Raw genomic sequence first — 13,486 nt, 5'->3', positions numbered from 1 at the left:
GGGTCGCGGTTCGCGACCGGCCGGCCGACGGAGATCCCGTACTGCAAAAATTAAGCCCCAATCACAATACGAGCGCAACAAACCCACCAAATGTCATCCATCCGTCCCGACCGATCGCCCTCAAAGACGCAAAAGGCTATTTCGGATGATGGCAAAATACATACAAAATTCGGCACAATGCTCCGGCCGCAACAGGGGCATTACGGCTATCAGAACTCAGTTCTGCAGCACAATTCCCCCACTTCGGCGCCATAGGGCGACGATGTCGGTAAATTCTCCCGGACAAGGAGCGGATCAAGGATTACGCGGGCCTGCCGTTCCCCGCATCCATATGCGGGAGGGCGCACAGCGGGACCCAAGGGACGACAAGAGGTAACAGGATGGAAAAGCGTCCGGAAGGGCATTTGGATGAGGAGATCCTTGATCTCCTCGATGAGAACGTACGGGAATGGTGCATACGAAGACTGGACGGGCGGTTCACCCCGCCGCAACGGATGGCGGTTCCGCTCATCCACGAGAGAAAGAACGTCCTCATCTGTTCGCCGACCGGGTCGGGAAAGACCCTCTCGGCGTTTCTTGCGATCATCGACGACCTCTTCGTCCGGGCACAGGCGGGAGAACTCGAAGACAGCGTCTACTGCCTCTACATCTCGCCGCTCAAGTCGCTTGCAAACGACATCCACAAGAACCTCAGCCAACCGATCGAGGGAGTCGCGGAAGTCGCCCGCGAGCGCGGGATCGACCACACGCCGCTCCGCCACGCCATCCGACACGGGGACGTCTCGCGGGCAGATAAGGCGAAGATGGCGCGAAAACCCCCGCACATCCTCAACATCACCCCCGAGACTCTCGGGATTCTCTTAAACTCCCCGAAGTTCCGCGAAAGCCTCCGGACGGTCCGGTGGGTCGTCGTCGACGAGATCCACTCCCTCGCGGGCTCAAAACGCGGCGTCCACCTCTCGGTGAGCCTCGAGCGGCTCGAGGAACTGGTGAAGGAAGCGGGCGGCGGCTTTACCCGGATCGGGTGCTCGGCGACGATCGAGCCCCTCGCCGAGGTCGGCCGGTTCCTGGTCGGCGCCGGGCGCGAGGTGGAGATCGTCGATACCCGGTTCGCGCGGGAGTTCGACTTACAGCTCCTCTGCCCGGTTCCCGACCTGATCGACACCACCCCCGAAGATCTCGCGCGGCACCTGTACGCGACGATCCACCGTCTCGTCCAGGAGCACAGCAACACGCTCGTCTTCACGAACACCCGAAACGGCGCCGAACGGATCCTCCACAACCTCCGCGTCCGCTACCCCGAATGGTATACGGAGGAGAACACGGGCTGCCACCACGGCTCGATGGGGACGGACGGGCGGCTCTCCGTCGAGGAGCGGCTCAAGTCCGGGAGGGTGAAGGTGGTGACGACCTCGACGTCGCTCGAACTCGGGGTCGACATGCCGCATGTCGACCTCGTCCTCCAGGTGGGCTCCCCGAAATCCGTCGCGGCGCTCCTCCAGCGGGTCGGGCGTGCCGGCCACCGCCTCGGCGAGGTGGTGAAGGGGCGGATCGTCGTCCTCGACCGCGACGAACTCGTGGAATGCGCGGTGATGCTCCGGGAGGGGCAGAACGGGTTTGTGGACAGGATTCATATCCCGGAGAACTGCCTGGACGTTCTCGCGCAGCACGTCTTCGGGATGGCGCTCGATGGAGAGACGCGGATCGATGGAATGCTTGAGGTGATCCGCCGGTCGTACTGCTACCGCGACCTCGAGGAGGAAGACCTGATGAGCGTCGTCCGCTATCTCGCCGGGGAGTACGCGGGGCTCGAAGAGCGGCGGATCTACGCCAAGATCTGGCACGACGAGGAGACCGGGACGGTGCGAAAACGGGGGCGGAACGCCCGGATGATCTACTTCCTCAACTCCGGGACGATCCCGGACGAGTTCTCCTGCGACGTCCTCACCCGGGACGGGGTCTTTGCCGGAAACCTGGACGAGAAGTATCTGGAACGGATGAACAAGGGCGACGTCTTCGTCCTCGGCGGGCGGCGCTACCGGTTCGCCTACCGCCGGGGCGGGAAACTCTACGTCGACCCGACGACCGACCGGCCGACGATCCCGAGCTGGTTCTCGGAGAAACTCCCGCTCTCGTTCGACCTCGGCCTGCACGTCCTCAGGTTCAAGGAGATGATGCTTCGCGCAATGGAGACGACCGGAACAGAAGAGATCGTCGAGGACCTCCTCGCCGACTACCCCATCGACGAGAACAGCGCCCGGAGCATCTGCGCGATCTTCGAGCAGCAGGTGCTCTATATGGGCGACGAAGCCGTCCCGACACTGCAGCGGATCGTCGTCGAAGAGCAGGTCGATCAAGAGAACCACCGCCGGCTCTACTACTTCATGACCAACTACGGGCTGCGGTTCAACGACGGGTTCTCCCGGATCGTCGCCTTCACGATCGCGCGGGACATCACGACGAACGTCTCGGTCGGGATCAGTGATACGGGGTTCCTGGTCTCGATCCCGCTCGAGAAGCGGGCCGACCCCGCACGCATCCTCCGGGGCATCCGGGCCGACGAGTGCAACGCGATCCTCGAGGAGGCCATCGGGGAGACCCAGCTCTTGAAGAGGGTCTTCCGGATCAACGCGGCCCGGTCGTTCATGATCCTCCGTAACTACATGGGGCGGCGAAGGAGCGCCCGGCGCCAGCAGGTGAGCGCTGATATGCTGATATCGTTTGCAAAACGGCTCGACAACTTCGCCGTGATGCGGGAGACCTACCGGGAGGTGATCGATGACCGGTTCGAGGCGGAGAACATCCGGCGGATCGTCGACGGGATCGGTGCCGGCGAGATCGAGGTCGTCCTGACCCGCGCGCCGTCCCCGAGCCCGCTCGCGTTCGGGATCGCGACGCTCGGCGTCTCCGACGCGGTCTACACACAGGACAAACTCTCGATGCTCCGCGAGTTCCAGCGCCGGGTGATGAGCAGCATCGGGGGGGAGGCGGCGGCATGAACCCGGTCACGGAGGCCGACCTCCTCTCCCGGTTCGGTTTTTATAAGGGAGCGTTTTATGTCAGGGAGCAGTCTCTCTGCGTCGTCTCCGACGTCCATATCGGGCTTGCGGAGGCGCTCTACCGGCAGGGGCTCCACTTCCCGCTCCACGAGGAGGAGACGCTCATCGAGCGGTTCGAGACGATCCTCGACCGGTTCGAACCGGCGGTCTTCGTCCTCGACGGGGACATCTTCCATGCCTTCGACCGGGTGAGCCGGGAGACGAAGGAGGCGTTCTCGAGGATCCTCGCGACCCTCCGGGCCGAATGCGAGGTCGTCCTCGTCACGGGATCGCACGATACCATGCTTCCCTCGGTCGCGGGGGGGACGGTCGACCGCTACGACCGCGGCGGCTACACGGTGGTCCACGGCGACCGGGAGGTCGACGACCACGGGACGCTGATCATCGGTCACGACCACCCGGCGATCGAGATCGATATGGCCCGGTTCCCCTGCTTCCTCTATGGCGAGAGGGTGGTTCGGGGAAAAGACCTCATCGTGATGCCGGCCTTCAATCCGCTCTCCCCCGGCGTCGTGGTGAACTACGCGCGGGGCCGGGACTTCCTCTCGCCCATCCTCCATCGCGTGGATGCGGGCAGCCTCCAGCCGGTGGTGGAGGTCGACGGCGAGGCGGTGGTCCTCCCACCGCTCGCGGGCATCCGGCGGTTTGCATAAGACTACGCCGTCAGAACCGGGGGTACGACACACCCCCGCGGGCTTTCACCTGGAACCCGTAACCCGTGAACAGGAAAGTCCAAAACATCCCATAAGGTGCATAAAAGCCTGTTCCGGGGCAGATTTAAAAAAATGGCTGAAGAGTATTTACTCTTCGATCACGACGACCGGTTTGATGAGGTCGCGCGGCTTCTCCTTCATCAGGAGCAGAGCCTCTTCCAGCTTGTCGAAGCCCTTGAACCGGTGGGTGAGCATCGGGGAAAGGTCAAGTTTGCCGGTCTCAACGAGGCTTGCGAGTTTCTCCATCCGCAGCCTGCCGCCGGGCATCAGGCCGCAGTGGATGAACTTGTGGCTCATACCGCAGCCCCACTCGACACGTGGAATATAGACATGCTCGCCGGAGCCGAGGTAATTGACGTTCCCGATGATTCCACCGGGCTTGACCATCTTGATTGCCTGCTCCATGGTGTGTACGTCGCCGCCGGCGATACAGACCTTGTCGACACCCTTGCCGTCGGTCTTCTCAAGAACCTGATCGACGATGTCGCCGTTCTTGTAGTTGATGATGTCGGTCGCGCCGTAGCCCTTTGCTGCCTCTATACAGTTCGGCCTGCTGCCGACCGCAAGGAGGTGGGATGCACCCATCAGGTTTGAACCGGCAACGCTCATCAGTCCGACGGGGCCGATACCGATACAGCAGACGGTGTCGCCAAGCCTGACATCGGCGAGTTCCGCTGCGTGGAACCCGGTCGGGACCATGTCGGTGATCATGGTCGCTTCTGCTACCGGGATGGAGTCCGGGAGTTTCGCGAGGTTTCCATCCGCTTCGTTGACGTGGAAGAGCTCGCCAAAGACACCGTCCTTGAAGTTCGAGAACTTCCAGCCTGCGAGCATTCCGCCGGAGTGCGTCGAAAATCCTCCCTGCGCTTCGAGGGACAGCCAGTCAGGAGTGATCGCCGGGACGATAACACGGTCGCCGGGCTTGAAGTCCTTCACCATTGAACCGACTTCAACGACCTCTCCGACAGCTTCGTGCCCGAGGATCATGTCGTGGCGGTCTCCCAGCGCTCCCTCCCACACCGTGTGGATATCAGAGCTGCACGGTGCAGCTGCAAGCGGCTTTACGATTGCATCAAGCGGACCATACTTTGGTGCTTCCTTCTCGATCCATCCGATTTCGCCGATCTTGCGCATCGCAAGTCCTTTGATTTTTTTCGCCATGGTATATCCATCCGTTTATTTCGTCCGCGAACCAGAGGTTCACGCGGGCCGCATGAGCAATGCCCATAGGCCTGTGCCGATCGATAACTTTCCGATCCGTGCAGACGCGACCGGATGATCAACCGACATGATTCCTAATAGATGATGAGATCATATATAATTTCTGATCTTAATCACTCCACGAACGTAACCTCATTTCAGGCAGTTTTCCCCGATTACCGGTAATTAATCCAGAATCCAGGAAGGGGGCGCTGTTGAGGCATATGTCAAAATTACATGCAATTAGGGCATATACCCACCAATACGCACCCCATTCGAGCATTTGAAGGCTAAAAATAGAAATATCTTTATGAGATATAATCCCTAATAACATATCGAATGGAGGAATGGATCCGTACATGGTTGAAGGTGCAGCGGGAAAAAGGCGAGAAATGCATCGAGATAAAAAAGATCCAGGGCAAACCCTACGTCTATCGCTCAACGACCACCTATGACCGGACGACCAAATCTCCAAAGAAGGTGAGCACCTACCTCGGGCGGCTCACGAAAGAGCACGGCCTCATTGCCAAAGGAACAAGAGGCAAGGGCGCTCCTATCCAGTCCCGCGGCGTTTACGAACACGGAAACGCCGTCCTGATGGCAGAGGAACTCAGCGAACTGATCCCTGTCCTCCGGGAAGCGTTCCCCATCTGCTGGCAGGAGATCATCGCACTCACCTTTACCCGGACCACCGGGTTCACCCCGCTTGTGAGGGTCGAGGACACCTGGGAGAAGCTCGACAATGTCCTCGATATTACGCCGGATTGCAATCCCCGTGCTCTCTCCCGGGCCCTCGCTGCAATCGGCAACGATCATGCCGCCCAGCAGACGGTATTCCGGCACCTCTCCACACAGGCACACCAGCTCGTCTACGACCTCTCATTTGTCTTCTCCCGTTCGGACGTCTTCAACCGGGGCGAGTTCAACAATAATACCGATACCGTCTGGTTGCGGCAGATCAACATCGCGCTCTCCATCGCAACGGATACCCGCCTCCCCACGAGGTTCTGGATCCTGCCGGGAACAGTCGGAGAAGTGGCTTCCCTCATTGCATCCCTTACAGATAGCGATACTGCAAAAATGACGCTCGTCCTCGACCGGCGAACCGTCTCAGAGGCAAACGAGACCCTTCTGCAGGAGGGAAAGATCCCGTTCGTCGTCCTCCAGCGCCGTGACAATATCCGGTATGCAACCAGGATCCATCTCATCGACTACTTCTTCTACCGCAAACAGCTCATTCGTGCCGGGAAACGCGAATCCAACGGTCTGATGCTCTACCTTTACGAAGATACCGACCTCAAGATGGAAGAGAAAAAGACCCTCTACCGTCTGCTGGAAGTGGGCCAGATCGACCGAAAAACGCTGAAACAGCGCATGAAACGTGCCGGCAGGATCCTGATTCTCTCTTCGATCGTGGCGGACCCACAGGAGATTTATGAACTGTATAAGTCGCGGAATATGGTTGAGGACCGTTTGGACGTATTCAAGGATCTGCTCCTGGTAGACAAGCCCCACCTCAAGGACGCCACAGCGGTCTTCGGCCACATATTTATCGAATTCCTCTGCTTCTACCTCTACTACCGGATCCTGGACAGGATCGAGCAGGCAGAGTTATCTGTGCACCTCTCGCCCGAGGAGCTTCTCCTGAAACTCTCGAAGGTGTATATGGTGGCCTCCGGGGGAGATAAACGGATAACCGAGGTGCCGGAGCACATACAGGAGATCGCCGGGAGACTCCGTATCGATTTCGCCTGACACGTGGGTGGGGCGGGGAAACAACCCCACGGAGCGTGGAACCGTGATTGTGGTTCACAAAGTGATATCGTCAACCGGGAGACGATATCAGGAGAGTTTCTGGTACAGGGCAATATCCAGCGGACCGGCGAACAAGGGATCTGCTTTCGCCACAAACCCCTGGAAATGCGGAGTTTTGTTGTGGTAATCGATTGCAGCCTGATCCTTCCAGACCTCGATGAATGTAAACTTCGCGGGATCTGCGGCGTCTGCGTAGAAGTTGTAGGAAACGTTTCCTTCCTCTTTTCTGCTCGAATCAACCAGGTTGAGGGCGAGCGGTATGAGTTCTTCGGCCTTGCCCGCTTTGGCACTGCATTTGGCAACAATGGTTATCATGGGTTCATCCTTCCTGCCGGTTGGCAACACAGATAATCATTTTGCAAAGATAATATAGTTACGCATCCGCACGAAGGATTTTTCCGGGCGCAGGGGGCCGCCATCACCCCCGCAGCCGGCGTCCAGGCGGCAGACGCAGGGAGCTACGGATACCGGCGGCCGCGGGCGGTCAGGCCGATGCACCCCCTTCTCCTGCTACCGTAACCTTCCTCCCGCTCCTGGAAACTACCACAACACACTAGCGCCGGGAAACCAGATAGGATCCTGGTATATCATGTGGATCGTGAATATCCTGGCCGGAACAATCGTGCTGTTTCTCGGGATCGTCATCAGGGCATTCAACGCAAGCAGCCTCATTGCAGGGTATAACACCGCGTCGAACGAGGAAAGATCAATGTACAACGAAGAGGCATTGACGGGATTCGTGGGTGCTCTGTTGATCGCCGCATCCGCGACACTCCTCGCCGGCGGGCTGCTGGCAGTTGCAGGCGCGCCCGGCTTCGTGGCCGGCGCATCATGGCTCCTTTTCCTCGGGATCATCATCGGGGGCGTCGTGTACCTGAACACCGGGAACCAGTTCAGGCGGTGAGCGGGGACAGGGTGGCCCGCCGGTTTGCGTGAGTAACCCCTATATATCCATCCCGCCATCCGGAGTCCGGAGATGACACGCCATGTCACGCCGGACCGTTCTCATCCTTGCCGCCGTTGCGGTGATTGCCCTTCTCGGCATCGCCGTGGCCGTCGTGATGCCGCCGGGCGGCACCACGGGCACCCTGCCGCTCGATACGATCACCCTCCCTGCGGGGTTTGAGATCGACGTCTACACCGGAAACGTCACCGGGGCGCGGTCGATGACCATGACCCCGAACGGGACACTCTTTGTCGGGAGCCGCGGGCCGGGAAACGTCTACGCCGTACCCGACCGCGACGGCGACGGGAGGGGCGATGAAGTGATCACGATCGCGAGCGGTCTCGACTCCCCGAACGGCGTCGCGTTCCGTAACGGCTCCCTCTACGTCGCCGAGATCAGCCGCATCCTCCGCTACGACGGGATCGAGACGGACCTTGAGAACCCGCCAGAGGCGGTGGTGGTGAGCGACGCCTTCCCGGATGATGCGTCGCACGGGTGGAAGTTCATCGCGTTCGGCCCCGACGGGAACCTCTACATCCCCGTGGGCGCCCCCTGCAACATCTGCGACCCCGAAGACGAGCGGTTCGGCACCATCTTCCGGATGAACCCGAACGGAACCGATCTTGAGATCTACGCCCGGGGCATCAGGAACACTGTGGGCTTCGACTGGCACCCGGCGACCGATGAGCTCTGGTTCACCGACAACGGCCGCGACTGGCTCGGTGACGACACTCCGCCGGACGAACTCAACCGGGCGCCGGAGAGCGGGATGCACTTTGGGTTCCCCTACTGTCACGGCGCGGCGATCCCCGACCCGGAGTTCGGGGAGGGCCGATCGTGCAGTGAATTCACGCCGCCCGAGCAGGAACTCGGCCCGCACGTCGCCGCGCTCGGGATGCGGTTCTATGACGGCGGGCAGTTCCCGGAAGGATACCGGAACAGGATCTTCATCGCCGAGCACGGCTCCTGGAACCGGCTGGAACCTATCGGCTACCGGGTGACGATGGTCGAACTCGAGAACAGCACCCCCCTCTCCTATGAGGTCTTCGCGGAGGGGTGGCTCCAGGGAGGCGACGCCTGGGGGCGGCCGGTGGACGTCGAGGTCGCGAACGACGGCTCAATCCTGGTCTCGGACGACCGGGCGAACGGCGTCTACCGGATAACCTACCCGGGAGTCACTTCCCCCTCCGGATGACTCTTCCAAAGGAGAACGGGGTTGGGCCCGGCACAGCGACCGGGAACGTCCCCTCCGCCGCCCGCCGGACGTCCTCGATCGAATAGAATGCCTTGGGATTGAACTCGTGGATGGCGTCCTCCACGTCGCGCATGTTTTTGCGCTTGACCACCGAGAAGATAACTTTGCCCGGCCCCTGTTTCCCGTGGGCGTCGAGGACGGTCACCCCGTAGCCTGCAGCGCGGAGGTAGTCGATGAGGTTGGTCGCGTCGCGCTGGGTGATGATCCGGATGAGGGCAAGCCCCATCGCCAGCCGCTCCTCGACGAGCATCCCGATGTAGTTCCCGGCGGCGAACCCGGCTGCATAGGCGAAGTAGTTGAGGGGGTTCGTGAGGTTCTGAAAGATCTGGCCGATGGCGATGATCCAGATGAAGATCTCGACGAACCCGAGGATTGGAGCGGCCACCTTCATCCCGCGGGAGACAAAGATGATCCGCATCGTCCCGATGGTGACGTCGCAGATGCGTGCGATAAAGATGAAGACCGGGACGACGACCAGGGAGAAGAACTCCGGGTCGATATCCGGGACGACGCCAAGCATGGATTATGGTTGACGAGACGTGATATATTATTATCTATATTCAAATATATGGCGGACACAAAAAATCTCACAGAATCGATCTTTGGGGATATCAAGCGAAATATCCCGAAGTCCGAAGAAGTATGATGCGCAGATCGTACGGAAGAGCGCGGCACCCGGATCTTCACCCGCTTCCCGAAAGAAACTCCTCACCCAGGGGGGGAGACGGAAAACAGCCGGAGATCGGCCCAACGACCGTACGGGCGCACGAACATCATGCTATCACCTTACGCCGCATTCCAGCAACACCCCCGGACAAATTCACCTTCCAGCCCGGATTATGGCCGAATTACCATGAGATAGCCTTATGGTAGTAGAACCCAATCGGACACAGTGTGGTGATATACCATGTCGAAATGCTACAGTTGTGGAGCGGAGATCAACCCGAAGAAGACGCGTTGTCCCAAGTGCGGAGCAAAAGTCGAAGCAGGAACCGGCAAACAACCTGAAGCGGGAGTTGCAAGGGGGCGGCGATAAAGACGCCCTAACCCACTCACCAGACCCTTTTTACATCATTTCTGTTCTTTTTCCGCCTGGTAGCGCGGGGACGTGCGCCACCAGTAGTAGACCTCGTAGGCCAGTAGCGCAAGCAGCACCGCGCAGGCGCCGAAGAAGAAGCCCATCACCATATCGTGGACCGGCAGCGCCCCGGCGCCATCCAGGGCCGGGACGGGAGACTGGAGCGTCGAGGCATCTTCACCGGTGCCGCCGGGGTATTTGTCCCCGTTCTCGGACATCACCCGTGGGATGGGCGTGTAGTCGCCGAACGGCAGCAACGCCGGAAGGATCGACCAGAGCCCGATGCTTGCGAGGACGACGATTCCAAAGAGTGCCGCGTATTTCTGCAGCACCGACCGGAGATCGCTTGCCGGCGAAGCGATGATGAGAACCTGGTTCGCAAGACCGTAGACCTTCACCTCACGCCCCTTCTCGCTCCAGCGGGTCTCCATAACTTCGAGAAGCCCGGCTTCGAGAAGGTTCTCGATGTGGTAAGAAGCGGTGGTGATGGGGATCTTCATCCGCCGGGCTACCTCCGAAGAGGTCAGCGGACCGGCACCGAAGGCCTGGATAACCGCGTTTGCCGTCTGGCTCGCCATCGCCCGGGCGACCTTCTGTGCGCGTTCATCGCCCGGCTGGATTACTACAACATCATTCGCCATGGAGTGTTTCGATAATTCGGTTGCGCCCGTGCTCGAGCGCTTCATCGAGGCGGGAGGCGTCCGGGCCCGCGCCCTGCGCAAGGTTCGGCTTGCCGCCGCCCTTCCCGCCGAGGATGCCGCAGACCTCTCGCACGATATCGACGGCGTTCACCGCCGGGACGCCCGACGTCGCCACCACCTTCACAGTTCCGTCTGCCGACGCAAAGAGCGCCACGCCGCCCTCGTCGGCGACGGTCGTGGCGAGTGCGACGAGTTCCTTTTGAGTCGCACCGATCTCTCTGATGACGATCCGGACTCCGTCCACCACCTCGCCGTCGAGATTCTGCATCTCGAGGTCAACCATTTTCTTCTGGAGACGTTCGATCTCTTTCTTCTGTTCCTTCCACTCACCAAAGAACCGCGATACCGTCGCCGGCAGGTTCTCGGGCTGGACGCTCACCACGTCGGCGGACTCCTGGAGGAGGTCGGCCAGGTGCTGCACGGCATGCACGGCGGCGATACCGGCCGCAAAGACCAGCCGCTCGACACCGTCCTGGATGTGCTCGACGCCGAGGATCCGGATCGGCCCGATCTCGCCGGTCGTCCGGACATGCGTCCCCGCACACGCCTGCACGTCGGCGCCGACCTGCACCGTCCTGATCTCACGGCCCGGCGGAACGCCGCCCTGGTAGAGGCCGAACCCATATTTCTGCTCGGCCTTCGTCCGCTCCTCGACGTGGACGTAGACCGGCGTATCAGCCATGACCAACCGGTTCGCTTCGGTCTCGATCTTCTTGAGTTCGTCGGGCGTGATGTGCTTGTAGTGCCGGATGTCCAGGCGGGACGCCTCGCTCCCTTTCTGCGCGCCCGCCTGGTGCACGTGGACGCCGAGCACCTCCTTTGCGGCGTGGAGGAGGACATGGGTCGCCGTGTGGTGGCGCATCAGCGACCACCGGCGTTCTTCGTCCACCATGCCCTTCACCCGGTCACCGCGCTTCAAGGAACCGCCTGTGACCCGGTGAAGGATCACCTCGCCGAGTTTCACGACGTCCTCCACCCGCACCATGCTCTCGGACGTCACCAGGGTGCCGGTATCGGACGGCTGGCCGCCGCCCTCCGGGTAGAAGAGCGTCTGGTCCAGCACCGCCATCCCGTCGAAGTAGTCCAGCACCATCGCCTCGAACTCGATCTCGTTTGGGAGTTCGTAGTAGAGCTTCTTCGTCGGGGGGAGGGAGGCTGCACGCTCGCGGTAGGCGTCGAGTGGGTCTTCCTCCTTCGCCTCCTTCTGCGCCTCTGAGTGCGTCTCGGCGATCAGCGAGTAGAAGTTGTCAGGGATATCCACGACGGCACCCTCGGCGGCGGCGACGTCCTTCACCACCTCAGGCGGGATGCCATGCGAGTCGTAGAGGGTGATGACCTCCTCGAGGGGAACCCGGGAACTCTTCGCCCTGTAATTCCGGGCGACCTTCTGGACGATCCTGGTTCCGCGCTCGAGGGTGGTTGCATACCGCGCCTCCTCGTTCTCCACGATCTCCCGGACCGCGTCGGCGTCCTGCTCGAAGTTCTCGGCCCCCACGATCTGCATCTGCGCCTCGATCAGGTCGGTGAGATCCTCGTCCATCGAGAGGTCGTTCATCATCCGGAGTGTCCGGCGAAGCACGAGCCGTGCGAGATAGCCCTCGCGGACGTTCGAGGGGACGATGCAATCCCCGAGCATGTAAGCGAGGCAGCGGGTGTGGTCGGCGATCGAGTAGACCTTCTCGATCGGCACGACAATCCGCTCCAGCCGTTCGACGGGTACATCGATCGCCTCGGCGACCTTCCTTCGGAGGTTGTAGAGGTTCGTCCCCGAGATGTCCATCACGCCGGCGAACCGGGCGCTGAGCCCCATGATCTTCGTGAACTCGGGGTTGTCAAGGAGGTTTTCGAGGGAGGCCGAATGCATCAGGCGGCTCACCATCTCCGGGAAGACCGCGTCGTAGATCGTCGGCGAACCCTTCGAGGCCCAGACGAACCGCTCAAGGCCGTAGCCGGTATCCACGATGTTCAGCCGCATTGGGTAGTAAGGCACCCCGTTGACGTCGACAGGCGGCTGATCGGTCTTCTGCCGCCCAAGATTCATGAAGACCAGCGTCGCAACCTCAAGGCCGCCGATGAGCACCTCGACGGACGCTCCGGCGTTCCCGCCGCCGTACCAGGGATGCTCCTTGTAACTGACCCGGGCGGGGTCGCCCCCGATGGATTTGATGAACTCGTCGCAGAGGGCGACCGTCTCGTCCTTCCAGTAGATCTGGTCCTCGGGGGTGTTGAAGGCGTGGTGCGCCATCATCTCAAAGAGCGTCAGGTGACGCCCGGATCTCCCAACCGAGTCGAGATCGTTTAAGCGGATACAAGGCTGGGAGATCGTCAGTGGGTTTGCCGGCGGGGGAACGACCCCGCTCGTGACAAACGGCTGGAAGTCGGCGATGGACGCGATGGTGAGATAGATATCATCCCTCCATCGGGCGGCTACGGGATATCGTTCGAGGCGTGTATGACCGTGCCGCTCGAAGAACGAGAGGAACGCTTCCCGCATCTCACTGACGCTATGGGGTTTGAAAACCGGGTTGCCGATGAAGTTATACGTCACGCACGGGGCGTCGCCGCAGAACTCCTGTTCAGGGTCCCGGGTCCAGAAGGCTGCGCCGCAGCTCTTGCAGACCTTCCGCTCGAACCCCTCAGACCTGAAATAATCGAGCGTATATTCTTCCTCGAGCATTGAAAATCACGCAGCATAAGTTGATATGATTGTGACCGATAT

Annotated in this window: 10 protein-coding genes; 5 read left to right on the top strand and 5 right to left on the bottom strand. The window is 60.9% G+C overall.

The genetic code is table 11. The annotated features are described in order from the left end of the window. Positions 1-380: 380 nt before the first annotated feature. Both FGW20_RS07345 and FGW20_RS07340 read left to right on the top strand, forming a co-directional pair. Positions 381-2,999, top strand: a complete 2,619-nt coding sequence (locus FGW20_RS07345) for an ATP-dependent helicase (RefSeq protein ID WP_301677439.1) — start codon at positions 381-383, stop codon at positions 2,997-2,999. Beyond that, entirely contained in the window at positions 2,996-3,712 is a 717-nt protein-coding gene (locus FGW20_RS07340; RefSeq protein ID WP_301677438.1) for a metallophosphoesterase, read from the top strand. The genes FGW20_RS07345 and FGW20_RS07340 overlap by 4 nt, the downstream gene beginning before the upstream one ends. Before the next feature lie 147 nt (positions 3,713-3,859). Here the strand turns inward: FGW20_RS07340 and FGW20_RS07335 are convergent, their stop codons facing one another. Continuing rightward, positions 3,860-4,933: an NAD(P)-dependent alcohol dehydrogenase gene (locus tag FGW20_RS07335; protein ID WP_301677437.1), complete on the bottom strand. Its 1,074-nt coding sequence runs from the start codon at positions 4,931-4,933 to the stop codon at positions 3,860-3,862. Positions 4,934-5,311: 378 nt separating this feature from the next. Here FGW20_RS07335 and FGW20_RS07330 point away from each other — a divergent pair, with 378 nt between their 5' ends. Then, positions 5,312-6,727 carry a hypothetical protein gene (locus FGW20_RS07330; protein ID WP_301677436.1) on the top strand — a complete coding sequence of 472 codons (1,416 nt, stop codon included), beginning with the start codon at positions 5,312-5,314 and terminating at the stop codon, positions 6,725-6,727. Between the two features lie 87 nt (positions 6,728-6,814). On the opposite strand, the gene FGW20_RS07325 is transcribed toward FGW20_RS07330, so the two are convergent. Beyond that, positions 6,815-7,132 (bottom strand): putative quinol monooxygenase, encoded by a 318-nt coding sequence (locus FGW20_RS07325; protein WP_301677435.1) that lies wholly within the window; start codon positions 7,130-7,132, stop codon positions 6,815-6,817. Between the two features lie 244 nt (positions 7,133-7,376). Here FGW20_RS07325 and FGW20_RS07320 point away from each other — a divergent pair, with 244 nt between their 5' ends. Together FGW20_RS07320 and FGW20_RS07315 are read left to right on the top strand one after the other, a co-directional pair. Next, entirely contained in the window at positions 7,377-7,691 is a 315-nt protein-coding gene (locus tag FGW20_RS07320; RefSeq protein WP_301677434.1) for a DUF3784 domain-containing protein, read from the top strand. An 82-nt stretch (positions 7,692-7,773) separates the two neighbouring features. Further along, positions 7,774-8,928 carry a PQQ-dependent sugar dehydrogenase gene (locus FGW20_RS07315; RefSeq protein ID WP_301677433.1) on the top strand — a complete coding sequence of 385 codons (1,155 nt, stop codon included), beginning with the start codon at positions 7,774-7,776 and terminating at the stop codon, positions 8,926-8,928. Here FGW20_RS07315 and FGW20_RS07310 read toward each other — a convergent pair. The 3 genes from FGW20_RS07310 to alaS all read right to left on the bottom strand — a co-directional run bounded on the left by FGW20_RS07310 (position 8,909) and on the right by alaS (position 13,444). Beyond that, positions 8,909-9,508: a DUF2179 domain-containing protein gene (locus FGW20_RS07310; RefSeq protein ID WP_301677432.1), complete on the bottom strand. Its 600-nt coding sequence runs from the start codon at positions 9,506-9,508 to the stop codon at positions 8,909-8,911. The genes FGW20_RS07315 and FGW20_RS07310 overlap by 20 nt on opposite strands. A gap of 551 nt (positions 9,509-10,059) precedes the next feature. Next, a complete protein-coding gene (locus FGW20_RS07305; RefSeq protein WP_301677431.1) occupies positions 10,060-10,707 on the bottom strand; it encodes an ArsR/SmtB family transcription factor in 648 nt (215 codons plus the stop codon). Continuing rightward, the gene (gene alaS, locus FGW20_RS07300) at positions 10,697-13,444 is read right to left on the bottom strand and encodes an alanine--tRNA ligase (protein WP_301677430.1); all 2,748 of its coding nucleotides are present in this window, start codon (positions 13,442-13,444) and stop codon (positions 10,697-10,699) included. The genes FGW20_RS07305 and alaS overlap by 11 nt, the downstream gene beginning before the upstream one ends. Positions 13,445-13,486 lie beyond the last annotated feature (42 nt).

This window comes from Methanoculleus methanifontis (assembly GCF_030464365.1).
GTDB lineage: Archaea > Halobacteriota > Methanomicrobia > Methanomicrobiales > Methanoculleaceae > Methanoculleus > Methanoculleus methanifontis.
This window is presented reverse-complemented; position numbering and strand designations above follow the sequence as displayed.

Coding starts and splice junctions, on each gene's coding strand:
- FGW20_RS07345 (WP_301677439.1), top strand. CDS start 381: ATGGAAAAGCGTCCGGAAGGGCATTTGGATGAGGAGATCCTTGATCTC.
- FGW20_RS07340 (WP_301677438.1), top strand. CDS start 2,996: ATGAACCCGGTCACGGAGGCCGACCTCCTCTCCCGGTTCGGTTTTTAT.
- FGW20_RS07335 (WP_301677437.1), bottom strand. CDS start 4,933: ATGGCGAAAAAAATCAAAGGACTTGCGATGCGCAAGATCGGCGAAATC.
- FGW20_RS07330 (WP_301677436.1), top strand. CDS start 5,312: ATGGAGGAATGGATCCGTACATGGTTGAAGGTGCAGCGGGAAAAAGGC.
- FGW20_RS07320 (WP_301677434.1), top strand. CDS start 7,377: ATGTGGATCGTGAATATCCTGGCCGGAACAATCGTGCTGTTTCTCGGG.
- FGW20_RS07315 (WP_301677433.1), top strand. CDS start 7,774: ATGTCACGCCGGACCGTTCTCATCCTTGCCGCCGTTGCGGTGATTGCC.
- FGW20_RS07310 (WP_301677432.1), bottom strand. CDS start 9,508: ATGCTTGGCGTCGTCCCGGATATCGACCCGGAGTTCTTCTCCCTGGTC.
- FGW20_RS07305 (WP_301677431.1), bottom strand. CDS start 10,707: ATGGCGAATGATGTTGTAGTAATCCAGCCGGGCGATGAACGCGCACAG.
- alaS (WP_301677430.1), bottom strand. CDS start 13,444: ATGCTCGAGGAAGAATATACGCTCGATTATTTCAGGTCTGAGGGGTTC.